We start from the raw sequence: 24194 nt of genomic DNA on the forward strand, positions 1-24194 counted from the left end.
ATATAACGTGAGTAATTGCTCATATTATATTCTTTTCTTTTTCTATCGTCAACTAAATATAAGTTTTTGCTCATATTCCTTTGACAAATCCTTAAAATATGATTTACAATAAAATAGAGGTGAGGCAAAATGAACGCTGATAAAGTTCGTATCCCAAAACAAACCCGAAGCATTCAAACAAAAACAAAAATACTTGATGTTGCCTATGCCCTTTTTTGTGAAAAGGGATATTACAACACCACAACAAACGAGATTGCCAAAGTTGCCAATTTATCCATTGGGAGCTTATATTCTTACTACAAAGATAAAAACACCATCTTTTTCGAAATACTGGAACGATATAATCAGTCTTTTCAGGTTGCTGTTCTCGAATTACGCAGCCAAGCAAGTGAGCTTCACGAATCCCCTCGGGCATGGGTGGAGCAATTGATTCGAAGACTCATAGAATTGCACCGTTCTTCCATTTCTTTAAACAAAGAATTGCAGATTTTGAGCTTTACGATCCCTGAAGTTTCTGCCGTTATGAAAAAACAGCAGTATATGATTCGCGAAATAATAACGCGCGATTTATTTGAGTCGAAACACCTACTGCGTGTGGAGGATCTGGAAGCTTGCGCGATTGTGGTAGACCAATTCATACGCTCTATTGTTGACCAGATTGTATTTCTTGAGAGTCCCATTGAAGAGGAGCGCATCTTAAATGCCGGCGTAGATGCGGTTTGCCAATATTTGTTTATTCAAACAAACTAAAACTTCTTTTTACTTCTTTTTATAATTTAGAGATTTCTTAGGGAAATAAGAACTTTTTTGTTATATATTGACTTTGAGGAATTGCTTTGCTATGCTAAAGCTAAATGTTAGATTAAGCTAACTAGATGCCAAGCAAAGCAAATTATTATCTTATGGGTAGAATCACACGTCGCTTTGAACTCCGGCAACCAGTTAGTTAAAGCTAACTAACTCATGCTTCATGCAGGAATGGAAGTGAACCATTTGTATAAGATTGCCATTTACGGGAAAGGCGGAATCGGAAAATCCACAACCACCTCTAACCTTTCCGCTGCACTCGCTGTGCAAGGGTACCGGGTCATGCAAATTGGGTGCGACCCAAAGGCAGACTCCACCAAAAATTTGATGAATGGGCGCAAAATCCCAACCGTGCTCGATCAAATTCGGGATAAGGGTGATGATTTAAAGCTGGAGGATATTACATACACCGGGTTTTCAAACGTAATTTGTGTGGAATCCGGCGGGCCAACACCGGGAATTGGGTGTGCTGGGCGCGGCATTATTACCGCCTTTAACAAGCTGGAGGAATTACACGCCTATGACGTTTTTCAGCCCGACATTGTTTTCTACGATGTACTGGGAGATGTGGTATGCGGCGGCTTTGCCATGCCCATACGCGGCGGGTATGCTGACCGTGTTTTCATTGTTACCTCGGGCGAAATGATGTCGCTGTATGCGGCAAGCAATATTTCGCAGGCGATTAAAAACTTTGGAAACCGCGGCTACGCAAAATCCTCGGGTATTATCCTGAACTCCCGCAATATTGAAAATGAGCAGGAGCTAGTACAGAAAGCCGCAGAAGAAATTGGAACACATATCGTAAAGGTAGTTCCCCGCAGCTCCTATGTACAGCGTGCGGAAAACGAGGGAAAAACGGTAATTGAAGCGTTCCCAGATTGTGAAATGGCTAAAGAGTATTTAGACCTCGCTTCAAAGGTAATGGAGGTATGCAATGAATAGCTGCGGGTGTTTTGAATCCACACTTCACTATGCCACACCAGCCCACGGCGGCTGGGGCGTAGTTCGTATTGGCATGCTCGCGCCAGAAAGCCACCAGCTTTTCATTTCTCCCTTTGCCTGCGGCAGGCATGGTGCGCTCGGCATCCTCAAGCAGGGTCTAAAAGACCGCATTTCTTACTACTACATTGACCAAAGCGATATTATAAATGGCTACGACAATTTGATATTGGAAGCGGCGGAAGAACTGCTCAACGTATTAAAAAAACGACCGCGTGCCATTTTTGTGTTTGTCAGCTGTCTGGATGACCTGATTGGTACCGACTGCGACGCAGTAGAGGCCGAGCTGGAGCTTCGCTACCCAGACATACAGTTCCGCTTAGCGCACATGAATCCCATCACGCTTGGTTCGGACGAGCCACCACCCGTTGGGATACAAAAACGAGTGTACAGCCTGCTCGCAAAGCAACCTGAGCATGACGGTGGTGTGAACAGCATTGGGAATCTAGTTTCTATTGACCCGGAATGCGAACTACATAAACTACTTGAGCAAAACGGATTTGCTCCGCTGCGCCATGTTAGCCAATACGAAAGCTTTGACCAGTGGCAGGAGATGGCCAAAAGCTCATTTAACCTTGTGCTTATGCCCCCGGGCGTAAAGGCGGCAAAAGAAATGGAAAAACGCTGTAACACCCCCTACCGCTTTTTCCCCGTTAGCTACAATATGGACGACGTAGCAGAGCAATACCGGCAAATGCAAGAATTTTTATTCCCAGACAAAGCGCCGGCTTATGATTTTACAGCAGACAAACTAGCCGCACAGGCCGCCATTGAGCATGCGGTAAACAAGATTGGCAAGCTACCAATCATACTCGATTCTTCTGCTGTTGTTCGCCCATTCAGCTTAGCCAAGGCACTTTCCAGCTACGGTTTTGCAGTTCACCAAATTGTAGCGCAGGAGGTTATTCCAAGTGACCGCGATGCTTACAATTGGGTTTTACAGAATCTTCCCACAGTAGAAATCATACAGCCTCAGCACAACGACATTGTAAAGTTTGATAAGCGTTTCCCCAAAAGTCTCTCCATTGGTGTAAACGCCGCCTATATTTGCGGCTCAGAGCATGTGGTGGATTTGTTTGCCGATGAGGGTCTATTCGGCTATTACGGCATCCGCCGATTTATGGAGCTGCTGGAGAAAGCCGCAGACACAGTGATTGACCTGCGAGCGCTAATTGAGGATTATGGATTGGTGGTGTAATTGATTTGGGCAAGCTTTGCGTAAAACTCCCTCCCTTTTCCCCCGATTATTCCGGGGTATGCTCGGCTATTTTCGAGCTGAACTGCGTCGCGGTATTGCACGACGCATCCGGCTGTACCGGCAACTATACCGGCTACGATGAGCCCCGATGGTATGGCTCCAAGGCCGCTATTTTCTGCTCCGGTCTGCGTGAAATTGATGCTATTTTGGGCGATGATGAAAAGCTGATTCAAAAGGTATTAAAGGCGGCGGAAAGTTTAAACCCCGAGCTGATTGTTTTAATCGGAAGCCCTGTGCCAATGGTTATCGGAACCGACATGGTGGGCATAGCGGCAGACATTGAGTCTCGCACCGGTATCCCCTGCCTTGGGTTCGACACAACCGGAACCAAATATTACTCCGATGGTATTGCACAAACCTGTATTTCACTGATGCAACGCTTCACCAAAACAGCGGAACGCAAGATAGCAAACGGAGTCAACCTTTTGGGCGTTACCCCACTGGATTTCTCCAGTAATGCCACAAACGACTTAAAAGCCCTCATAAAAGAAAATGGCTTCGAGCTGGTTTGCAGCTTTTGCGATGGTCTAACGATGCAGGCGATTGAAAATGCTGCTCAGGCTTCGCTGAACCTTGTTGTCTCGCAGTCTGGCTTACCACCCGCACGTTACATGGAAAAGCGCTTTGGCATTCCGTATCTGGTGCAGATTCCGATTGGGAATAAGGCAAAAGAGGATTGGCTGAGCGCAATCCGTGATTCTCTGCGCGAGCAAACAACGGTCATTCCAACTGCAACAGGTGGTAAAGCAGACACTCTGGTACTAGGCGATGAGATTTTATGCCGCAGCTTACAGCTTGCGCTCGAAGCAGACTATGGCATCACTGCGGACTGCGGCTGTTTATTTGGCATTGAAAGTGAGCTTGTGGGTGAAAACATTTTAAACCTGAACGACGAACAGAAAATAGATGCCGCAATCAATTCACGCAAGTATCGCAGAATCATTGGTGACCCCATGCTACGTATGCTGCTGCAACCGGAAACAAAGGTCGAATATTTTGACCTGCCCTCTTACTGTATTTCCAGTAAAATGTCTGGAATGGCTCCGGTAAGCTGTATTGGAGAAAAGTTTCAATCCTTCTTTGATTCACGTGCTGAGCATCACACAGACCAGCAATAAACCAGAATAATGGCAGTGTAATGCTGCTTATTAGAATAAAAATAGATTATTCTGCCGAATGATTTCATTGTTTTTCGGCAGGACATACTCAGGAAAGTAGGTAGAACATGTTCAAGTTTTCAAAAAGAATTCTTTCTGCGGCAGTTAGCGTACTGATGCTAACCTCTGCCCTTGCAGGCTGTGCGGGAACCGCAGGGCAGTCCTCTTCCGGGGAAGCCGCTTCTTCCGATGCGTCAAAAGCGGCAAGCGGTACGCACACCGTTGTTGACCACGCGGGGAATAGCATTGAGCTCCCCACTCAAATCAATCGTATCGTGATTTCTTCTATTTTGCCTCTTCCCTCCGTCGTGGCTCTGTTTGACGGTGCATCGGGAAAGGTAGTAGGTATGGACCCCTCCTCCATGGCGGCGGCAAAAAACTCCATACTACCTAAGGTTCACCCAGAAATTCTGAATGCGAGCACCGATTTTATAAAGGATGGAAACCTTAACATTGAAGAAGTAATCAAACTAAAGCCTGACGTAGTGTTCTACTCTGCCGATAAAAAGGCAGACTATGAGGCGCTCACCAAAGCGGGAATCCCTGCCGTGGGCTTTAGTACCAGCAAGTTTGAGTTCAATTCGGTAAAAACCTTTGACAATTGGGTTACCCTGCTCGGTGAGGTACTTGGCCAAACCGAAACTGCGAAAAAAATTGCGGACTATGGCTATGAGGTAGAAGATGAAGTTACCGCAACTATCAAAGCGGCAGGCGATTCTATAAAAAAGCCTCGGGTGCTCATACTTTTCCGCTACGAAAACGGAGCGATAAAAACCTCTGGCAGTAACTTCTTTGGTCAGTTTTGGCTCGACACAACCGGAGCAGAAAACGTTGCCAAAGACCTAAAAGGCATTGCCGATATTAATATGGAGCAAATTTACCAGTGGAACCCAGACATGATTTTTATTACCAACTTTACCCCCTATCAGCCCGAAGACCTTTACAGCAACTCCATTGAAGGCTTTGACTGGAGCAAGGTAAAAGCCGTACAGGACAAAAAGGTCTATAAATTCCCGCTTGGCATGTACCGTTGGTTCCCCCCTGCATCTGACACTCCCCTTTCCTTAAAGTGGTTAGCGTCCAAAACCCAGCCGGAGCTATTTAAAAACGTTGATATGAATAAAGAAGTAAAAGAGTATTACAAGCGCTTTTACAACTACGACCTTACGGAAGAAGAGCTTCAGCAGATTTTCAATCCTTCCAGTGATGGTTCCGGTTTAAAGAAATGATCCGGGCATCTCTCAGTATGAAAAGTAAGGTCGTCTTACTGGTACTTCCCTTTGCCGCCGCCATTGTGTGCCTTGGCATTGGCCGGTACTTTATCAGTATTCCGGATACGATAAACGTTCTTTTCTCACCCTTTACCGGAGCAAGTGTAGATTCCACCCAGCTTTCCGTCTTGTTTGGTGTTCGTTTGCCTCGCGTTGTTTTGGCAATTTGCATCGGAGCCGGTCTGGCTGTTTCTGGCGCTGCCTTCCAGGGGCTATTTACAAATCCGCTCGCCACTCCCGATACCCTCGGTGTGGCAAGCGGTGCCTCCTTTGGTGCGGCGGTGGCGCTTATGTTTTCTAAGAACCTAATTGCTGTTCAGCTTTCTGCCCTCGTATTTGGCATGTGTGCCATTATCATGACCACCATCATCAGTCGGCAAAAGGGCAAAAGCACCATTATTATGGTCGTTCTAAGCGGCATGGTGGTTTCTTCTCTGTTTCAAGCGATGGTGTCTCTCGTAAAGTTCGTGGCAGACCCACAGGACGTACTCCCCAGCATTACCTATTGGCTCATGGGCAGCCTGACCGGTGTTAGCTATGCCAGTTTGATGCTGGGCTTGCCCTTTATCATCGCCGGAATACTCATCATCTTCTTCCTGCGCTGGCGCCTCAACATTATGGCACTCAGCGATGACGAAGCCCGCTCCCTTGGTGTGAACGTAAAGAGAATTCGCCTTATGATTATGTTTGCCTCAACTTTTGTCACTGCCTCCTGTGTCTCTATGTGCGGACAAGTGGGCTGGGTGGGGCTGCTGGTTCCCCATGTGGCAAGAATGCTGTATGGAAGCAACAATAAGAATGTGATTCCGGTCAGCATCAGCTTTGGTGCCATCTTCTTGCTGATTATCGATACACTGGCACGCAGCGCAACCGGCGCAGAAATACCTATCTCAATTTTAACCGCCGTAATTGGCGCTCCGTTCTTTATTGGTCTTTTGCGTAAAACGGGAGGAACTCAGTTATGACATTTGAAGTAAAAAATGGCTGTTACCGTTACCCCGGAACCGAACGGCAGATTCTAAAAGACGTGTGCCTGCGCGTGGAAAGCGGAAAGGTGCTGAGTGTTCTTGGCTCAAACGGCGTGGGCAAAACCACTCTACTACGCTGTATGATGGGAATGCTAAAATGGAACAGCGGGGAAAGCCTGTTGGATGGCACACCGCTTGCCCAAATACAAGAACGCGAGCTATGGCAGAAAATTGCCTATGTACCGCAGGCAAAATCCTCTGTATTTTCTTATACAGCAAAAGAGATGGTCACTTTGGGGCGTTCCTCCCACCTAAAAATGTTTGAATTACCAAGTGCAAAGGATGAAAAGCTGGCACTCTCCTGCATGGAATCTATTGGAATTCTGGGTTTAAAAGATAAGCAGTGCAACGAAATGAGCGGCGGAGAGCTACAAATGGTGCTCATTGCACGTGCCATCACCTCAAATCCCTCTATGCTGGTATTGGATGAACCGGAATCGAACCTCGATTTTAAAAATCAGCTTACTGTGCTAAACTGCATTCAGGAGCTTGCACGCCAGCGCGGAATTTCCGCCATTATTAACACCCATTACCCCGACCACGCTTTACAGATTGCAGACGATGCGCTCATTCTCAACCGCGACGGAACTTGTATGTATGGCAAATGCACTGAGGTGATTAGCGAAGAGAATTTAAACCGTGCTTTTTCGGTAAGGGTGTGTATTCGCAGTGTAGAAGTGGAGAATGAAGCCTTTCACTGTGTGATTCCCGTTGGCTCAAAGCAAGCCGTACATTAACTCCCTTTTTTTAAATTAAAAGATAATTTTTCTTCTCTATTCAAAATGAACTATAATGAAAAGGCAGAGAAACGAAAGCTTCGTTTCTCTGCCTTTTTTCTTAATGGAAGATTTATTAATAGCGCTCTACACCGTCACCGGTAACACGCGCATACACGAGAGGAATTTCTTTTGGGGCTTCATCACTTATGGTAACAGAGCTTTGGAACAAACGCTCTGCCGGTTCACAAAGCGATTCCTTTGAGGTGTAGAATACCGCAAGCGGTTCACCCTTTTTCACCCGGTCGCCGACTTTCTTTTTGAGGATGATTCCAGCGCTGTAATCAATGGAATCTTCTTTCTTTTCACGCCCTGCTCCAAGCTCAACGGAAGCCATACCGCACTTTGCGGTATCCATTGCGTAGAACCAACCATCCTGCTTGGCGTAAACCTCTTTTTGAACCTTTGCCTGTTCAAATTTGCTATTGTCGTCCAGAACAGATACATCGCCGCCCTGTGCGGCAACCATTTGTTTCAAACGCTCATACGCTTCGCCATTGTGGAGCTGCTTTTCTGCCATGGGTTTGCATTCCTCAATACTGCCCTTGCCTGCAAGGAACAGCATGTTGGCGGCAAGCTCAATGCAAATTGCTGTTAAATCCGCAGGGCCGTTGCCCTTGAGGGTATCGCATACCTCGCAAATCTCTAAAGAGTTGCCAATCGCATTGCCCAGCGGGCGGCTCATATCCGTAATTAAAGCCACCGTTCTGCGGCCTACGTGCTCACCAATCGATACCATGGCGTCGGCAAGACGGATGGAATCATCTAGTGTTTTCATAAAAGCACCGCTGCCCTCTTTTACATCCAGAAGAATACAGTCCGAGCCAGCCGCAATTTTTTTACTCATGATGCTCGAAGCAATCAGCGGGATGCTGTTCACCGTAGCGGTAACATCGCGCAGAGCATACAGCTTTTTGTCTGCGGGAACCAGGTTGCCGGACTGCCCGATTACACTAACGCCAACCTTGCGCACAATCTCAAAGAAGCGCTCCCGGTCTAGGAAAGTCTCCATACCCGGAATGGCCTCCATTTTGTCGATGGTTCCGCCGGTGTGTCCAAGGCCGCGCCCGCTCATTTTAGCAACCGGTACGCCAAGAGAAGCCACAATAGGAGAAATAATGAGAGTGGTTTTATCGCCAACACCGCCAGTGCTGTGCTTATCTACCTTAATGCCTGGAATGGAGGATAGGTCTACCGTATCCCCTGAAGTTGCCATGCTCATGGTAAGGGTAGCGGTTTCTTCCTCGGTCATCCCTTTATAATAGATCGCCATCAACAGCGCAGAAGCCTGGTAATCCGGAATATCCCCTGCTACATAGCCATGGATGAAATACTCAATTTCTTCCTTCGTCAGTTCCCCGCCATCTCTTTTTTTCTCAATAATATCGAACATTCTCATGTGGGTCACCCTTTTCTAAAAATACTATTTTTCTATAAAAAAACGTTCTAATATTTTATTATCGTAAAAGCAACGGCTTTATTCAGGCCATTGCTTTGCCTGCCGAATTTGAATGTATTATTGCTCTAAATCCTTACCGCTAAACCCAAGCGGAAGCAACTCTTTTAATGTATATGTCTGCCATTCCTCCGGGCTTTTCGCCAGAAGAATACGGAAGCTTTCGGGGTCACCGAATTCCATCATTACTTGGCGGCACACACCGCAGGGAGCGCAATACTCACGAATGGGCTCTCCTTTTTTCCCGCCTACGATGGCAATGGCAGTAAAATTGCGCTCACCAACGCTTACCGCTTTAAAAAACGCGGTACGTTCCGCGCAATTGCTTGGAGTGTAAGCAGCATTTTCAATATTACAGCCTTGGTACAGTTTGCCTTCGGCAGTGAGAAGCGCCGCACCAACAGCGAATCCCGAATAGGGAGTATAGGCCATTTCACGCGCTTCAATTGCCGCTTTTACCAGTTCTTTATCGGTCATATTTCGCTCCTTCTTTCTATTTTTTGATGGCAAAGGGCGGATCAAGAATCCGCCCTCCCCTGTTGAAACGAACCGAACCGTATTAATACGTCTCTGTAATCGCTTCGTTTTTAATAATCTGAATGATACGGCTTGTGCCAAGTCTAGAAGCCCCGAGCGAAATAAACCGCTCTGCATCCTCCATACTTGCAATTCCACCCGCCGCCTTAATTTTAACGTTCGGGCCTACATGCTTTGCAAACAGCGCTACATCGTCAAAGGTTGCACCATTCGTAGAAAAACCGGTGGAGGTTTTAATGTAGTCGGCTCCTGAGCTTGTAACAACCTCGCACATGCGAATCTTTTCTTCTTCCGTAAGAAGGCAAGTCTCAATAATCACTTTGAGAATGTGGCCGCCACAGGCTTGCTTTATTTTCTTAATTTCATCCTCAACCTGCTCGTAGAGGCCGTCTTTCACCCATCCAATATTGATTACCATGTCGATTTCATCGGCACCGTTTTGTACTGCGTCTTGGGTTTCGAACACCTTTACCGCTGTGGTAGAGTAGCCGTTGGGGAAACCAATGACCGTACACACACGCATTGCATCGCCCACATACTCTTTGGCCTGCTTTACATAGCTGGCGGGAATACACACAGACGCGGTGTGGTATTGCATTGCGTCATCACAAAGCTCTTTTATCTGCTCCCAAGTGGTTACCTGCTTGAGCAGGGTATGGTCTACCGTACCGACAATTTTAGATTGTTCCATAAGTTTCTCCTTCTATTAGCGTTCTCCTTTTTCATAGGGCACACCGTCTGCCTTGGGGGCAACGGAGCGGCCAACAAAGAGAACCAACACAATAATGGTTAATACATATGGCAGCATGGCCAGAATCTGGCTGGGGAGGACGATACTGCTGTCACTGCCGCCAAGCACAACGGTAAGTGCCTGTGCCAAACCGAACAGCAAGCATGCACCGTACGCACCAAACGGAGTCCATTTACCAAAGATGACCGCTGCCAGCGCAATAAAGCCCTGACCGCTGATGGCCGTCTGATTAAACTGAGAAATAATCGCCAAGGTCATGGAAGCGCCGCCAAAACCACCCAATACACCAGACAGCAATACACAAATGTAGCGGGTGCGGGTAACATTGATACCGAGGGTATCTGCCGCTGCAGGGTATTCACCCACAGAGCGAATGCGAAGTCCCCACTTGGTTTTATAAAGCACAAACCAAATCACAACCGTAGCAATCAGACTCAATAGAACCGTAACGTCTACATTCAGGTTCTCAAAAGCAGTGCCATGGAACCCATTTTCGCCAAACAGCTTTGGCAAAGTGGTTACAGGGGGAGTCATTGCCGCATTGTCAAATAACAGGCGGCAGAAAAACAGTGCGAAGCCGGGGCCAAGCAGGTTAATGGCGATACCAGAAATGGTTTGGTCCGCATTAAAGGTAATGGAAGCAATCGCATGCAAAAGCGCAATTGCTGCGCCCGCTGCACCTGCCGCCAAGAAGCCAAGCCAAGGGTTGCCGGTAAAGTAGCTGACGGAGGCTGCGGTTAACGCACCCATGGTCATCATACCTTCAATACCAATGTTTACAACACCGGCTCGTTCCGAAATAACACCGCCCAATGCGCCAAAGACCAGGGGGGTGGAGTACATCATTGTAATGCCGATTAAAAGCAAGATATCATTTAACATGTTCAGTACCCCTCTTTCCCAATCTGTCTGCCAAAATCGGGATAATCCGAGTTAAGGCAACAAAGAACACAATGGTACCAATCATGATATTAATGATTTCAGTCGGTGCGCCTACCACCTGCTGAACACTCTGGCCGCCATACAATAGGCCGCCAAACAGCAAGCCAGCAAACACACAGCCAACCGGAGACGAACCAGCAATCAGCGCTACGGAAAGACCGTTAAAGCCGTTGTTCTCGAATGCGGCCAGCGTAGAGATACTATGCGGAGCCACGCCAGTAATCGTCAGTGCACCAGCAAGGCCAGACAGCGCACCCGCAATCAGCATTGCGTCAATAATATTGCGGTTCACATTGATGCCAGAGAATTCCGCTGCATCGCGGTTAAAACCAACTGCACGCAGCTCGTAACCTTTTTTGGAACGATACAGCAATACCCAAATAATTGCAACCATTATAATTGCGATTAAAATTCCAAAGTTCACATCGGTACGAACCAACATGTCATAAAGCCATTTATGAGGCTTAAGTGCTTCCACTCCCTCGGGAGAAGCCTTCCAATTTGGAAGAAGCATGGTAAAGCTTGATTCATTTACCGGAAGACTGGCAGTGGAATTGGGTCTGTGGTACGCTTCAGAATTCACCACAAAGTTGCAGAAATACAGACCAATCCAGTTCAGCATAATGCTGGTAATAACCTCGTGTATACCAAACTTTGCCTTTAGCAATCCAACCATACCGCCAAACAGCGCACCGCCGAGCACACCCGCCAGCACAACAATCGGGATTTGCAGCACCGGCGCCAAATCGAGCTTTGCACCAACCAGCACCGCTAACACGGTACCCGCAATGTACTGCCCCTCTGCACCAATGTTAAACAGGCCGGTCTTATAGGCAAATGCAACCGAAAGACCCGTGAGGATAATGGGGGTTGCTTTTATAATTACGTTAGATATGTACTTGGGCTTTGAGAAAATACCATTAAACAGCGCACCAAACGCCTCAATGGGGTTATACCCAGCCAGAATCAAGACAATCGCCGCTACCAGAAAGCCAAATAAAACAGCAATCAGCGTGGAGGTGATTGGTTTCTTTAGAATTTTAACCAGCGTTTTCATTCCGCTTTCCTCCCGCCATTAATAGTCCAACTGTGTTTTCATCGGCCTCTTCCTGTGTAAACGAACCGGTAATGGCTCCGTCGTAAATAACGTTGACGGTATCGGCTACATTTAAAATTTCATCCAGCTCCAGCGAAATAAGCAAAATTGCCTTGCCCTTATCGCGTTCCTGAATCAGCATTTTGTGCACGTACTCAATGGCACCAACGTCGAGGCCACGGGTAGGCTGTACGGCTATCAGCAAATCGGGTTCATTCGAAATTTCTCTCGCAATGATTACCTTTTGCTGGTTACCACCGGAAAGCCCGCGCGCCGGGTGGGATTCGCACCCCGCAGGGCGAATGTCGTAATCTTCTACCAGGCGCTTCGCAAAGGCCGTGATTTTATCCAGCATTAGCATACCGCGCTTGCTAAATTCATCGCTGCGGTACTTTTCGAGCACAGAGTTCTCCGCTACGGTGAACGGGAGAACGAGGCCGCGGCGCTGGCGATCTTCATGTATGGTAGAAATTTTATGTTCAATGACGTTGCGGGGAGTGGTGTTCTGAATTTCGGCTCCATTTATGTTGATGGTTCCGCTTTCCACCTTCGTTAGGCAGGTAATTGCCTCTACCAGCTCTTTTTGACCATTTCCGTCAACACCGGCAATTCCGACAATCTCGCCTCTGCGCACGCGAAGCGAAAGGTTCTTCACCGCTTCAAGCCCGCGTTCGTCCTTCACTGTCAGGTTTTCAATTTCAAATACAACGTCGCCAGGTTCCGCGGGTGTTTTATCAACCACCAGCTTTACCTGGTGCCCCACCATTTTTGTTGCAAGCTCTTCTTCGCTTACATCTGCCACGGGGAAGGTGTCGATATACTTACCTCGGCGAATAATGGTACAAACATCGGACGACGATTTAATTTCTTTGAGCTTATGGGTAATGATGATAATCGTTTTCCCATTGGCCGCTAAACCGCGCATAATTTCAATCAGTTCATGAATCTCCTGCGGAGTAAGCACAGCGGTTGGTTCATCCAGAATCAAAATGTCTGCGCCGCGGTACAACGCCTTTAGAATTTCAACACGCTGCTGCATACCAACAGAGATATCTTCAATTTTCGCGTCGGGGTCAACCTGAAGACCATATTCCTTTACAATCTTCACAACGTCCTCACGCGCTTTTTTCATGTCGAGTACACCAAACTGGTTGGTTACTTCCTTACCTAGAATAATGTTTTCGGTAACGGTAAAATTGTCTACCAGCATAAAGTGCTGGTGAACCATTCCGATTCCATGTGCAATGGCGTCGTTCGGGTTTTTAATGGTGACTTTCTCGCCATTTAAGTAAATTTCTCCTGCTTCGGCCTGGTAAAGACCATAAAGCACATTCATAAGAGTGCTTTTGCCGGCGCCGTTCTCGCCCAATATAGCGTGAATAGAGCCTTTTTTTACGTCCAAATGTACCTGATCAAGGGCACAAAAGGAGCCGAACATTTTTACAATACCGTGCATCTGTACTGCATATTCCGGGCTGTATTCCATAGTAACTCTCCCCTAACCTTCCGTTTTCTTTTCTATGGGAAAGGCGCCCGAAGGGCGCCCCTCCATAAAAAAGTGTCTAGTCAGATGCAATTATTATTTCATGTCCTTAACGAAAGCGTTGTAGTCCTTCTCACTTGCGGGAGGAACCAGCTTGCCTTCTTTAATCTGGTCTTGCAGAGCAGCAGCAGCCTTATAGGTGTCTTCGCCCATCAGCTTGTGCTCAGCCGGGATACCAGCAGCATCTTCTTTTACGCCGAGGCTGATTGTGGTGCCGCCGGTCTTTTTGCCTTCTTTGATTTCTTTGGAAACTTCTTCAACAGCTTTGTCAACCTTCTTCAAAGCAGAAGTCAAAACATACTCGGGAGCAAGGTAAGCCTGGTCTTTATCCACACCGATTGCAAATTTCTTTGACTCTTTTGCAGCTTCAATAACGCCGGTACCAACGTTGCCCGCAGCGTGGAATACGATGTCGCATCCGCCGGAGAACATTTTGGAAGCAATTGCTTTACCCTTCGCAGAATCGCTGAAGCTCTCTGCATACTGAGCAACAACTTCAATCTTCTTGTTCATCTCTTTTGCGCCATAAGCAACGCCGGCTTTGTAGCCGTATTCAAACTGGTCGATAACGTCGCTCTTAATGCCGCCCACAAAGCCAACCTTGTTGGTTTTGGTGGTTTTTGCTGCAACGTATCCAACAAGGAAGGAGGGCTCCTGTGCACGGAACACAACCGCAGTTACGTTAGCGGGAGTTTCTTTGCCATAATCGTTGTCAACAATAGCAAACTGAACATCCTTATTTGCTGTAGCAGCTGTTTTGATTGCATCACCCATTGCAAAGCCAACGCCCCAAATCAGGTTGTTGTTGTCATCCACTGCTTTGTCAAGGTTGGTTGCATAGTCTGCATCCTGCTTGGATTCGGTGTAGCTTACTTCTGCACCGGTGTCGGTCTTCAGTCTCTGCAGGCCTTCCCAAGAAAGCTGGTTGAAGGACTGGTCGTTTACACCGCCGGTATCAGTAACCATGGTGACCTTAAAATCAGCTTTTGCTGTGCTGGATGTTTCAGCACCAGAGGGGGCTGCACTGGGTGTTGTGCTTGAGGACGGCTTCGAGCCGCTTGAGCATGCTGTGGCAGAAAGAGCCATAGATGCTGCGAGTAAAATTGCAAGTACCTTTTTCATACATTTTCCTCCTGATAATTTTGAAATATGATACACCGCTGTAAAGCGGTATTTCTGGCTTTGAGGACGGGGGATGAGAATAACCGGAAGCTTACACACTCCCTATTCTGGCAATGTATTCAGCTTTAAAAACCAAAGAAATAATTAGGCGAGTGCGAGAGCAATCTCCATCATTTGCGTAAAGCCTGTTTGGCGCTCCTCCGCCGGAAGGGATTCGCCTGCAAGCGGGCGATCTGAAATCGTAAGCAGACATAGAGCATTTTTCCCCGCACGAGCGGCATTCATGTATAACGCCGCCGCTTCCATTTCTACAGCGAGAATTCCCATTCTCTTCCAAGCGGGAAGAAAATCTTCATTATCGTCGTAAAAGGTATCGCTGGAAAGAACATTACCTACCTTCATAGAAATCCCTAATTCTTCCGCAGCCTTTACCGCACGGCTTAATAGGCCAAAATCGGCAATAGGTGCGTAGGTACCGGGAAGACGATACTGGTCTGCAAAGCTGGAGTTGGTGCAAGCGCCCATACCGGCTACCACATCGCGAAGCTGAACCGAATCATCCAACCCGCCAGCGGAACCAATACGAATTATATTTTCTACTCCATAGAAGTTAAATAGCTCATAGGTGTAAATACCCACGGAGGGAATACCCATGCCACCACCCATTACAGAAACGGGGCGGCCTTTATAGGTACCGGTAAAACCAAGCATATTGCGAATGGTGTTAAAGCAGGTTACGTTTTCCAAATACGTTTCTGCAATAAACTTTGCGCGTAGCGGGTCGCCCGGCATGAGAACGGTTTTGGCAATTTCGCCTTCCTTGGCGGCATTATGGGGCGTTGGTATGCTAGACATATTTCGTTACCTCCTGTTTTTTATCTTACAATATCGTTAAGGCAGGATTCACCTGTAATGCGCGGCTCAATGCCGAAATACTCAAGGATTGTTGCACCAATGTTCGCAAATGTAGGTCTTGTTCCCAAATTTGCGCCCGCCTTTACCTGCTTGCCTGTAATCACCCACGGAATGTACTCACGGGAGTGATCCGTTGACGGTGTGGCAGGGTCGCAGCCGTGGTCTGCAGTAATCATGAGTAGATCATCGTCGCGCAGCCCAGCTAACAGCTCGGGTACTTTTTCATCAAAGTAAGCGAGTGCCTTTGCGTAGCCGTCCACATCGTTGCGGTGGCCATACAGCATATCAAAATCTACTAAATTGACAAAGCATAAGCCGTTAAAATCTTTTTGCAGGTAACCAAGTGTACGTTCAATGCCGTCTGCATTGTTTTTTGTACCAATCGATTCCGTAATGCCTTTGCCAACAAAAATATCGTTGATTTTGCCCACGGCAATTACATCAAAACCTTTTTCACTAAGCTGGTCAAGCATGGTTACGGCAGGCGGCTCCATAGAGAAATCATGCCGGTTTGAAGTACGCGAGAAGTTCGGGAACTCACCGATAAACGGGCGGGCAATCACACGGCCTACCCCATGCTCCCCTTGAAGCATTTCTCTCGCGATTTTGCAATAACGATAGAGTTCTTCCAGTGGTACAACGGATTCATGAGCCGCAATTTGAAATACACTGTCTGCGGAAGTATACACGATTAAAGCGCCGGTTTCCACATGCTCTTTCCCGTAATCACAGATGACATCGGTGCCGGAATACGGCTTGTTGCATATAACGCGGCGGCCTGTTTTTTCTTCAAATTCCTGAATCACATCCGCCGGGAAGCCATTGGGATACGTGGGCAGTGGCTTGGGGGAATAAATGCCAGAAATCTCCCAGTGGCCGATTGTGGTATCTTTTCCCTTTGAAGCCTCCTGCAATCGAGCAAATGCTCCGGCAGGTGTGCTTTCCTTTGGCCAGCAGTCTACTCCATCAATATTGAACAGGCCAAGCTTTTGCATATTGGGCATATGAAAATACGAGCTGGTAGCGCAAGCTGCCAGTGTATTGCTGCCCTCATCGCCGTATTCTGCGGCGTCCGGTTCTTCGCCAATACCACAGCTATCTAATACAATCAAAAACACTCGTTTGTTCATGATGATTATCCTTCTTTCCGTTTCGTTGTCTCCCGAATTTTCAGTGTAACCGGCAGCATGTTTTCACGCTGTCTTATCGTACCATACTTTGTTTGCTCAACGATTAACTGTACACACAGCCGCCCGATATCTTCAATGGGCTGAGCTACCGTGGTGAGTGTGGGAATCATCTGACGGCTCAAAAATACGTCATCGTAACCTACAATCATCACATCGTCCGGCACCTTGCGTTTTTGCTCACAAATTACTTTATAAAGTGCAAACGCTACTATGTCAGTGGAGGCCAGAATCCCGTCCGTATCCGGATACCGCTCAAACAGCTCCCTCGCACTTTGAATCCCTTCATCGTAGCTGTACCGGCTGCTCACAAATAGCGGCTCAATTCCGTGCTCTGTGCAAACATCCACAAACCCTCGGGTACGCTGGAGACTACTAGAGTATTGCAGCTGCCCGCGCATAAGCACAAGCTTTCTGCACCCGCATTCAATCAAGTGCTGTGTAGCGAGCCGGGCACCGTTGTAATTGTCAGACTGAACGGAGGCAGTATATACCGAATCTGCGTTTTTATCCATCACCACAATTGGAATAGGGCAACTGCGAATCTCTTCATCCAAATGCTCGTTGTTTGCGGTAATAATGATACCGTCTGCATTCATCCCAATCAGCATTTTAATATAAGATAATTCTTTCTCTGGGTTTTCATCGGAATTGCAGAGAATCATTTTATAGCCGTTTCGGTAAGCCTCATCTTCAATGGCACGGCCTATTTCACTCAAAAATATATTTAATATGCTTGGAACAATATAGCCGATTAACCGGGAGGATTTTTTATAAAGAGAACGTGCGATTTCATTGGGATTATATCCTGTTTTGCGAATGGCTTCCTCCACCCGCCTTGTTTTTTCTTTGCTCACATTAGCCGTACCGTTAATCACACGCGACACCGTTGCATTTGAAACACCGGCCATGCGGGCAATATCGCTGATATGAATCAAATTGCTCACCCAAAACCTTTTATGTAGTCAACTTTGATTTCTGTACGCTAAATTATGATTGCCAATTTCACAACTCTGAGACAATCGCTTTTCTCAAATGCCATGTTTTGAAACCGGTTTCAATTTGTGGCCGCAAAAAACCTTTTGTCCATATTATAAACTAAACTTACCGATTCGTAAATTAAAAATAGAATAATTTATATATTTTTTCTAAAAAACTGCAATTTTTTCATAATAATTTAAATAAATGGCATTTATTTCCGTATGCGGACCCGCCCGCTCAGTAAGGGCGGATCCTGCCCAACGGATCAAATTGCTATAAAACCATCCTTAGGAATGGACATACACTTTTATTTTACAATAATATTTCGAAACCCAACGGAAGCAGCCAAACCAGCAAGCTGCTGCATTCGCTCTGGCGTTGGCGATGGAAGCGCTGCAAAGGAACCTCTTACACCATTGTTGCGGAACGAAATTAACAATAAACGCGTACTGCCGGTTAAAGGACCAAGCAGTTCTGCAATACCGCGAATTGCTGCTTCGGCATCCACATGACCCTCTACGTTAACAATGCGAACCTCCTCAAGCTTCCCACAAGAAGAAAGGAACATTAAATTTTCTTTTACGGCCGCATTGTCGCCGCGCGTAAGCGCCCGGAATACGCTTGGTGACCAAGCCTTTACATCCAGCATTACACCATCGCAAACCTTCATCAGCTCCGGGTACTGCGAAAAACGCACCGTTCCATTGCTGTCACATAAGCAGGTCAGCCCCCTTGCCCGAGCCAAAGTAAATAGCTCCTGCAAAAATTCAGGGTACAGCCCACACTCCCCGCCCGATACCGTAATGCCACGAATAAATGGAATGTTCTTCTCTACTTCTATCATGACTGCGGGGGCATCCATCCAACGGATTTTAGGGGACGCGTTGCGCGGACAAACACGAATGCAGGTATTGCAGTTCACACACTTTTCCGGATCCCACTCGACTACACCGTTCACAATAGAGAGCGCTCCCTCTGGACACTGCGGCACACAAACACCGCAGCTGTTGCATAGATTCTGCGTCTCCGGGTTATGGCAGTAGCCGCACGCGATATTGCATTTCTGCAAAAAGATAGAGGTTCGGCTTCCGGGGCCATCCACCGTACTTATGGGAATGATTTGGTTCACAGGCACCTTTGTCATGCCATTCGAACCTTTCTTTCTGCTAAGCGGTTCGTGGTGTAGCTTGGTGCGCCAAGCTGAGTGGTGTTTTGCAGAACCGCCTCATGCTTGTTGAACTTCTCCATTTCGCTACGTTTAACAAGGTAGCCGGTAATACGAACGAGGTCTGTATCGGCTGAATAGAAGCTCATATAATGAACACCTAGAGAGAACGCACCCTTTACTGCATCCAGCAGTGCAGCGGGGTTTTGGTGAACATTGCTCGCAATCGGGAAAATATCACCTACACCCGAGGGGAAATAGTGGTGGTAAAGCGAACTATGGCGCAGATGGTCCGCAAAGGATTCTGGCTCGTCTCCCACCGGTATACGAACGCCGGAGGTAATGCCGAGGTCTGTATCAAGCCCCACCTGTGCATGCAGCAGGAATTCATTGTTTGTAATGGGGGAATATAAGGCTTTATGCTGTGAAACAATCTCGTTAATGCGATCCATAATGCGAACGCCGAGTTCGTCAGCCTCTTTGTCGTGCCCATACTTTTTGCCTTTTGCCTGCATCAACGCATTGACCGATTCTGCAAGACCAGTAACACCGAACATTGGGAGGAAACGGTCTTTGGAGAGCAGCCCCTCTTTGACTAGGAAGTTGGACTCAAAAAACCCGGATTCTTCCACTATAAAGCGAATGCGCTCGTTGAGGTAATCTGCAATAAGGCCAAGGCACTCGGGCAAAAGCTCATTCATAAAGTGTTCTTCATCTCTCGCCTCTTTCACTAGTTCCGTAAGAGTTACGCGGGTAAGCGAATAGGCACCGCCCTGTGTTGGCAGAATATTGTAGCAGCTTGCCACACCGTAACGGTCACCAAACGGAGCCTTATTTGCCACATGATTGCAAATAGCCGGATTGGAACACGCCAATGAGCACTGAATTGCATATTCCATAAAGGAATCTGGTGTAATGGCAGGGTCATATTTAATTGTAAAGTTCGGTACGGTATTTTTAAGCTCTGACTCCACCTGAAGAATAAGGCGGCCTGCACGGGTTTCTTCCGGCCCTAAGTTAGCATGGCAGAAGGAGTCTGTAATGGTGCGATCCAAATACGTAAAGAACAAACGGAGCTTATCGCAGATTTGTTCATCCGTAAGGTCACCGAGGAACGGTTCCATCATTTTATCAAGGCTGCCCAAATAGACCGGGAAGTTTGTAATGGACGGAACATGTCGATACAAAATCATCAAAGAGAAAATTAGCTCATCCAGCGTTTTGGGAGGACTCAGCTTTAAAAACTCGCTGCCCTGCTCTACAAACTTTTCATAGTCCGGCAAAATATAGCGAGGACGATACGGCGCAGCGCCTTCAAATAAATCGTTTATCGCTCCGGTCGCAAAAAAATGCTTGGTACGCTCTGGAATGTTCAGTACATCCAGCGCGTTTTCAGCGGCTTTGGCAAGACCCATCATCTTTTGTTCATGGGTCAGTTCGCGAGAGGTAAGGGTTTTGTAGGTGCTTTCCAGATTCATCATAAATAATTCTCCTTTCCGATCTTCCATGCGGAAACGGTGCGCTTTTGCGAAAAATCGCTTGGCGCAGGGTTATTTCATAAGAAATGATTCCATTTCTTTTTTCAATGCCTCGTATTGTGAGGCAGTAATTTGCAGTTTTCCATTTTTCACGCTTACTAAATGCTTGCCTGCCAGCCTTGAGACAGCTCGATTAACCGTGCGAACACTGTTGCCAGTTGTTTCGGCAATCTCCATACGGGTATATGATAGGCGAATGGAGTCGGGCATATCCCCACTTTTTTCATAGGCGCGAATTAAAAATTGTACCACCTTGCCGTCTGAATCTAAAAAATGCAAATTCCGTTCATTGGCAGTTTGGTTAATGTAGCTGTTTAAAATCCACCGGACATGGAGAAAAAATAATTCCATGTCACATCGCATCCACAATAGATATACATCAGTTGGGAAAGCAACCAGCTTGCAGGGAGTTACCGCACGAACCTCGGCAATATAACGGGGAATTCCTCCCAATGCTTCATATTCACCAAAAAAGTCTGGTGCATCCGACTCGGTTAGCATGTAGCGTGAAATACGGGTTTGATTCGTAACGACGGACACGCGGCCTTTCATGAGGTAATACACCATGTTACTCGGGTCATCTTCATGAATCAGACTTTCACCTGGGGAAAGGGTAACGGGGTATACTTGCCCGTCTGTCGGGTATTTCGCCAATATTTTGCGCAGCTCTTTGCGATAAGGTTCGCTTTCTGCTTCTATATATTCGCCTACCTTCACCATTTCCCCTCCTTCCAAATACAAAAGACTGTTACTTGTAACTAAAATTTATTTTATATTTTCTTCATATTGAATGGTTGCTTTAATTGTATTTTATATCAATAGATCAGAGAAATAAAAGGACTCGTGTCCTCTTTTAAAAAATATAGCATAACTTCTATTGCAATTCATCTATTTTGTACATATTGACGGTAATAATGCTTTTTTTTGGATTTCTACGTTTTGTTCTTGACAGCAAACAGTTTTATTGTTACACTAAAACGCGTAAGATATAAGCATAAGATTAGAACACTAAACAATTGATTACTAAGTGAAGTGAAGTGATGAGATGATAACAGAAAGAGAACGCCAGATACTACTATGGATTGAAAAGAATCCCTCGATATCGCAGCAAGAGCTGGCAGATAAAGCGGGCATCTCTCGTTCCTCCGTTGCAGTGCACATCTCAAACCTAATGAAAAAGGGCAGAATTCTGGGCAAAAGCTATATTCTGCAAAAAACGCCCTATGTTGTAGTCATTGGCGGAGCAAATATCGACATTGCAGGAAAACCGTATTCCACTCTTGTACAGCGTGATTCAAATCCCGGGCGGGTTTCTCTCTCCCCCGGAGGAGTTGGAAGAAATATTGCACAAAATTTAGCGATGCTCGACGCCGAGGTAAAACTTATCACCGCCTTAGGTGAAGATGCGTATGCAACCGAGCTAGCTGGAAGCTGCCGCAGTGCAGGAATTGATATTACCGAATCCTTAACTGTTCCTGGTGGCACTACCTCCACCTATGTTTTCATCACCAATGAACATGGGGATATGGAGCTTGCAATCTCAGACATGAAGATTTACGAAAACCTGACCCCGCAGTATTTGGAAAAGCGTTCAGACCTAATTAGCAATGCAGCGTTGTGCATTATTGATACCAACCTGTCCGCGGAGACCATCCGCTATATTGCAGAAACATTCCATGTGCCACTATTCTGCGACCCGGTATCTACCGCAAAAGCGACAAAGCTTTCGGGTTTGCTGGGTAAATTCCACACACTGAAGCCGAACCTTTTGGAGGCAGAGCTGCTCAGCGGCGTGAAAATCCACGATGAACGCTCTTTGGAGCAAGCGGCAAACGCACTGCTGCAAACCGGATTATCGCAGGTGTTTATCTCAATGGGGCAAAACGGCGTTTATTGTGCAAACCAAGAGCTGCATGTAACCGTGCCGCCGATTCCCAGCGATATTGTAAACACCACAGGTGCAGGAGACAGCATGATGGCTGCGGTTGCTTGGGGCTGGCTGCAAAACTTCTCAATGGAAGACTGTGCCCGTGCTGGTATGGCTGCGGCATCCATTTGCATTGAAAGTACGGCAACCATCAGCCCACAGATGAGCTGTGAAAATGTATTACACAAAATGAAAAATAGATAAAACCGCTTTCGCTAATCTTTAAAAAGAGCGAAGCACTGCTGAAAGGAGTCAGATTATGAATCAACTGAAAAAATATCTTGAAATTTCTCCCGAGGTACAAGAGGCACTTGCAGCAAACAAACCGGTGGTTGCTCTTGAGTCAACCATTATTTCTCACGGTATGCCTTACCCCCAGAACGTAGAAACTGCACTGAAGGTAGAGCAGATTATTCGAGATAACGGCGCTGTTCCCGCAACGGTTGCAATCATTGGCGGCAAGTTGCGTGCTGGTCTTTCCAAAGATGAGATTGATTATCTTGGCAAAAAAGGCTTAAGCGTAACAAAAGCTAGCCGCAGAGATATTCCTGTATTGGTTGCGAAAGGCGAAGATGGAGCATCTACAGTTGCTACCACTATGATTGTTGCTGCACTGGCCGGTATCTCCGTATTCGCAACCGGCGGCATCGGCGGCGTACACCGCGGAGCCGAAACCACGATGGACATTTCTGCTGACTTGGATGAATTGGCAATGACTCCTGTGATGGTCGTATGCGCCGGTGCAAAATCCATTCTGGATATTGGCCTTACCTTAGAATATCTTGAGACCAAGGGTGTCTCTGTTCTCGGCTACCAAACCGAAGAAATGCCCGCATTCTATACCCGTAAAAGCGGCTTTAAAGTAGATTACCGTGTGGATACCCCCACAGAGCTCGCAAAAATCTTCCAGGCAAAGGAAGATTTGAACATGAAGGGCGGTTTGCTGGTAACAAACCCGATTCCGGAAGAATTTGCGATGGATCACGACTACATTTCCAAATCCATTGAAGATGCTTGTGAGGAAGCCAAAAAGCTTGGTATTCACGGAAAAGAAGCTACCCCCTTCCTGCTGGATAAACTTCAGAAAATCACCAGCGGCAAAAGCCTGGAAGCAAACATTCAGCTGGTATTTAATAACGCCGCACTCGGCGCAAAGGTTGCCGCTGAGCTTAGCAAATTAAAGTAAGCTTATTACACGCGTAAGCTATAGTAACAAACAGGGGCAGAGAAACGAATTCGTTTCTCTGCCCCTGTTTGTTACTATATAAATATTTTAATGTCTAAAATATACAACCTCAAAAACAAACTACCAATTGCCACTTTCAAAATCTTCATTATCAATTTCATTAATATATACGGAAATCCACAAGACCGTATGTTTTACAGGGTCAGTTTCGATATATATTCCTTTTGGACTGCAATAGACTTCTTCAAAATCGTCATATTCAAAACTTGGTTCTATTTTTAGAACTTCATCAATAGGCATTCCAATATATATATTCTCCATTAGTTTTCCAGTATAATTTTTCAGTGCAGTAATTTTAAATAACTTTCCATTTACTACATTGAACCATAAGTCTACTGAATCTTCTATCTCATACTTTAATAAAAACTTCCCGATTAATGAAGGTTCTTGTTTTGATTGTTGGATTGCATTGTATAACTCGTTTATATGACTATATAGTTTGATACCACCCATACCTTCCCAAGGGATAATAGGTGCATTTAAATCAACCAT

General features: G+C 46.4%; 23 protein-coding genes. 9 read left to right on the plus strand and 14 right to left on the minus strand.

Annotation, left to right across the window (positions count from 1 at the left end):
- Nucleotides 1-129 precede the first annotated feature (129 nt).
- The 7 genes from E7L17_RS01515 to E7L17_RS01545 all read left to right on the plus strand — a co-directional run bounded on the left by E7L17_RS01515 (nt 130) and on the right by E7L17_RS01545 (nt 7257).
- Nucleotides 130-750 (plus strand): TetR/AcrR family transcriptional regulator, encoded by a 621-nt coding sequence (locus E7L17_RS01515; protein ID WP_316321492.1) that lies wholly within the window; start codon nt 130-132, stop codon nt 748-750.
- A gap of 243 nt (nt 751-993) precedes the next feature.
- Entirely contained in the window at nt 994-1749 is a 756-nt protein-coding gene (locus E7L17_RS01520) for a nitrogenase iron protein NifH (RefSeq protein WP_316321604.1), read from the plus strand.
- Entirely contained in the window at nt 1742-3004 is a 1263-nt protein-coding gene (locus E7L17_RS01525; protein ID WP_316321493.1) for a nitrogenase component 1, read from the plus strand. Before E7L17_RS01520 ends, E7L17_RS01525 begins: the two co-directional genes overlap by 8 nt.
- Nucleotides 3005-3009: 5 nt before the next feature.
- A complete protein-coding gene (locus E7L17_RS01530) occupies nt 3010-4182 on the plus strand; it encodes a nitrogenase component 1 (protein WP_316321494.1) in 1173 nt (390 codons plus the stop codon).
- A 107-nt stretch (nt 4183-4289) separates the two neighbouring features.
- A complete protein-coding gene (locus E7L17_RS01535; RefSeq protein WP_316321495.1) occupies nt 4290-5450 on the plus strand; it encodes an ABC transporter substrate-binding protein in 1161 nt (386 codons plus the stop codon).
- A gap of 17 nt (nt 5451-5467) precedes the next feature.
- The gene (locus E7L17_RS01540; protein WP_316321496.1) at nt 5468-6457 is read left to right on the plus strand and encodes an iron ABC transporter permease; all 990 of its coding nucleotides are present in this window, start codon (nt 5468-5470) and stop codon (nt 6455-6457) included.
- On the plus strand, nt 6454-7257 hold the full coding sequence (locus tag E7L17_RS01545; RefSeq protein WP_316321497.1) for an ABC transporter ATP-binding protein: 804 nt from the start codon (nt 6454-6456) through the stop codon (nt 7255-7257). The genes E7L17_RS01540 and E7L17_RS01545 overlap by 4 nt, the downstream gene beginning before the upstream one ends.
- A 115-nt stretch (nt 7258-7372) precedes the next feature.
- Here E7L17_RS01545 and E7L17_RS01550 read toward each other — a convergent pair whose 3' ends face one another.
- The 13 genes from E7L17_RS01550 to E7L17_RS01610 form a co-directional block, all read right to left on the minus strand.
- On the minus strand, nt 7373-8695 hold the full coding sequence (locus E7L17_RS01550; RefSeq protein ID WP_316321498.1) for a pyrimidine-nucleoside phosphorylase: 1323 nt from the start codon (nt 8693-8695) through the stop codon (nt 7373-7375).
- Nucleotides 8696-8812: 117 nt separating this feature from the next.
- Nucleotides 8813-9406: a cytidine deaminase gene (locus E7L17_RS01555; protein ID WP_316321499.1), complete on the minus strand. Its 594-nt coding sequence runs from the start codon at nt 9404-9406 to the stop codon at nt 8813-8815.
- The gene (deoC, locus tag E7L17_RS01560) at nt 9312-9980 is read right to left on the minus strand and encodes a deoxyribose-phosphate aldolase (RefSeq protein WP_316321500.1); all 669 of its coding nucleotides are present in this window, start codon (nt 9978-9980) and stop codon (nt 9312-9314) included. The genes E7L17_RS01555 and deoC overlap by 95 nt, the downstream gene beginning before the upstream one ends.
- 15 nt (nt 9981-9995) lie before the next feature.
- Nucleotides 9996-10922 carry an ABC transporter permease gene (locus tag E7L17_RS01565; protein WP_316321501.1) on the minus strand — a complete coding sequence of 309 codons (927 nt, stop codon included), beginning with the start codon at nt 10920-10922 and terminating at the stop codon, nt 9996-9998.
- The gene (locus tag E7L17_RS01570; RefSeq protein WP_316321502.1) at nt 10912-12039 is read right to left on the minus strand and encodes an ABC transporter permease; all 1128 of its coding nucleotides are present in this window, start codon (nt 12037-12039) and stop codon (nt 10912-10914) included. Before E7L17_RS01570 ends, E7L17_RS01565 begins: the two co-directional genes overlap by 11 nt.
- Entirely contained in the window at nt 12023-13564 is a 1542-nt protein-coding gene (locus E7L17_RS01575) for an ABC transporter ATP-binding protein (RefSeq protein WP_316321503.1), read from the minus strand. The genes E7L17_RS01570 and E7L17_RS01575 overlap by 17 nt, the downstream gene beginning before the upstream one ends.
- Nucleotides 13565-13657: 93 nt before the next feature.
- Nucleotides 13658-14743 (minus strand): BMP family ABC transporter substrate-binding protein, encoded by a 1086-nt coding sequence (locus E7L17_RS01580; protein WP_316321504.1) that lies wholly within the window; start codon nt 14741-14743, stop codon nt 13658-13660.
- 144 nt (nt 14744-14887) lie between these two features.
- The gene (deoD, locus tag E7L17_RS01585; RefSeq protein ID WP_316321505.1) at nt 14888-15598 is read right to left on the minus strand and encodes a purine-nucleoside phosphorylase; all 711 of its coding nucleotides are present in this window, start codon (nt 15596-15598) and stop codon (nt 14888-14890) included.
- Between the two features lie 20 nt (nt 15599-15618).
- Nucleotides 15619-16788 (minus strand): phosphopentomutase, encoded by a 1170-nt coding sequence (locus E7L17_RS01590; RefSeq protein ID WP_316321506.1) that lies wholly within the window; start codon nt 16786-16788, stop codon nt 15619-15621.
- 5 nt (nt 16789-16793) lie between these two features.
- Nucleotides 16794-17792 (minus strand): LacI family DNA-binding transcriptional regulator, encoded by a 999-nt coding sequence (locus E7L17_RS01595; protein ID WP_316321507.1) that lies wholly within the window; start codon nt 17790-17792, stop codon nt 16794-16796.
- Between the two features lie 341 nt (nt 17793-18133).
- Nucleotides 18134-18970, minus strand: a complete 837-nt coding sequence (locus E7L17_RS01600; protein ID WP_316321508.1) for a YjjW family glycine radical enzyme activase — start codon at nt 18968-18970, stop codon at nt 18134-18136.
- Entirely contained in the window at nt 18967-20472 is a 1506-nt protein-coding gene (locus E7L17_RS01605; protein ID WP_316321509.1) for a YjjI family glycine radical enzyme, read from the minus strand. The genes E7L17_RS01600 and E7L17_RS01605 overlap by 4 nt, the downstream gene beginning before the upstream one ends.
- A 69-nt stretch (nt 20473-20541) precedes the next feature.
- On the minus strand, nt 20542-21249 hold the full coding sequence (locus E7L17_RS01610; RefSeq protein ID WP_316321510.1) for a Crp/Fnr family transcriptional regulator: 708 nt from the start codon (nt 21247-21249) through the stop codon (nt 20542-20544).
- 325 nt (nt 21250-21574) lie between these two features.
- Here E7L17_RS01610 and E7L17_RS01615 point away from each other — a divergent pair, with 325 nt between their 5' ends.
- Together E7L17_RS01615 and E7L17_RS01620 are read left to right on the plus strand one after the other, a co-directional pair.
- Nucleotides 21575-22660, plus strand: a complete 1086-nt coding sequence (locus tag E7L17_RS01615) for a PfkB family carbohydrate kinase (RefSeq protein WP_316321511.1) — start codon at nt 21575-21577, stop codon at nt 22658-22660.
- 55 nt (nt 22661-22715) lie between these two features.
- Entirely contained in the window at nt 22716-23642 is a 927-nt protein-coding gene (locus E7L17_RS01620) for a pseudouridine-5'-phosphate glycosidase (protein ID WP_316321512.1), read from the plus strand.
- Between the two features lie 120 nt (nt 23643-23762).
- Here the strand turns inward: E7L17_RS01620 and E7L17_RS01625 are convergent, their stop codons facing one another.
- Nucleotides 23763-24194 (minus strand): hypothetical protein, encoded by a 432-nt coding sequence (locus E7L17_RS01625; RefSeq protein ID WP_316321513.1) that lies wholly within the window; start codon nt 24192-24194, stop codon nt 23763-23765.

It is taken from the genome of Clostridium sp. (assembly GCF_032576335.1).
In the GTDB taxonomy this organism is placed as follows: domain Bacteria; phylum Bacillota; class Clostridia; order Oscillospirales; family Acutalibacteraceae; genus Faecalispora.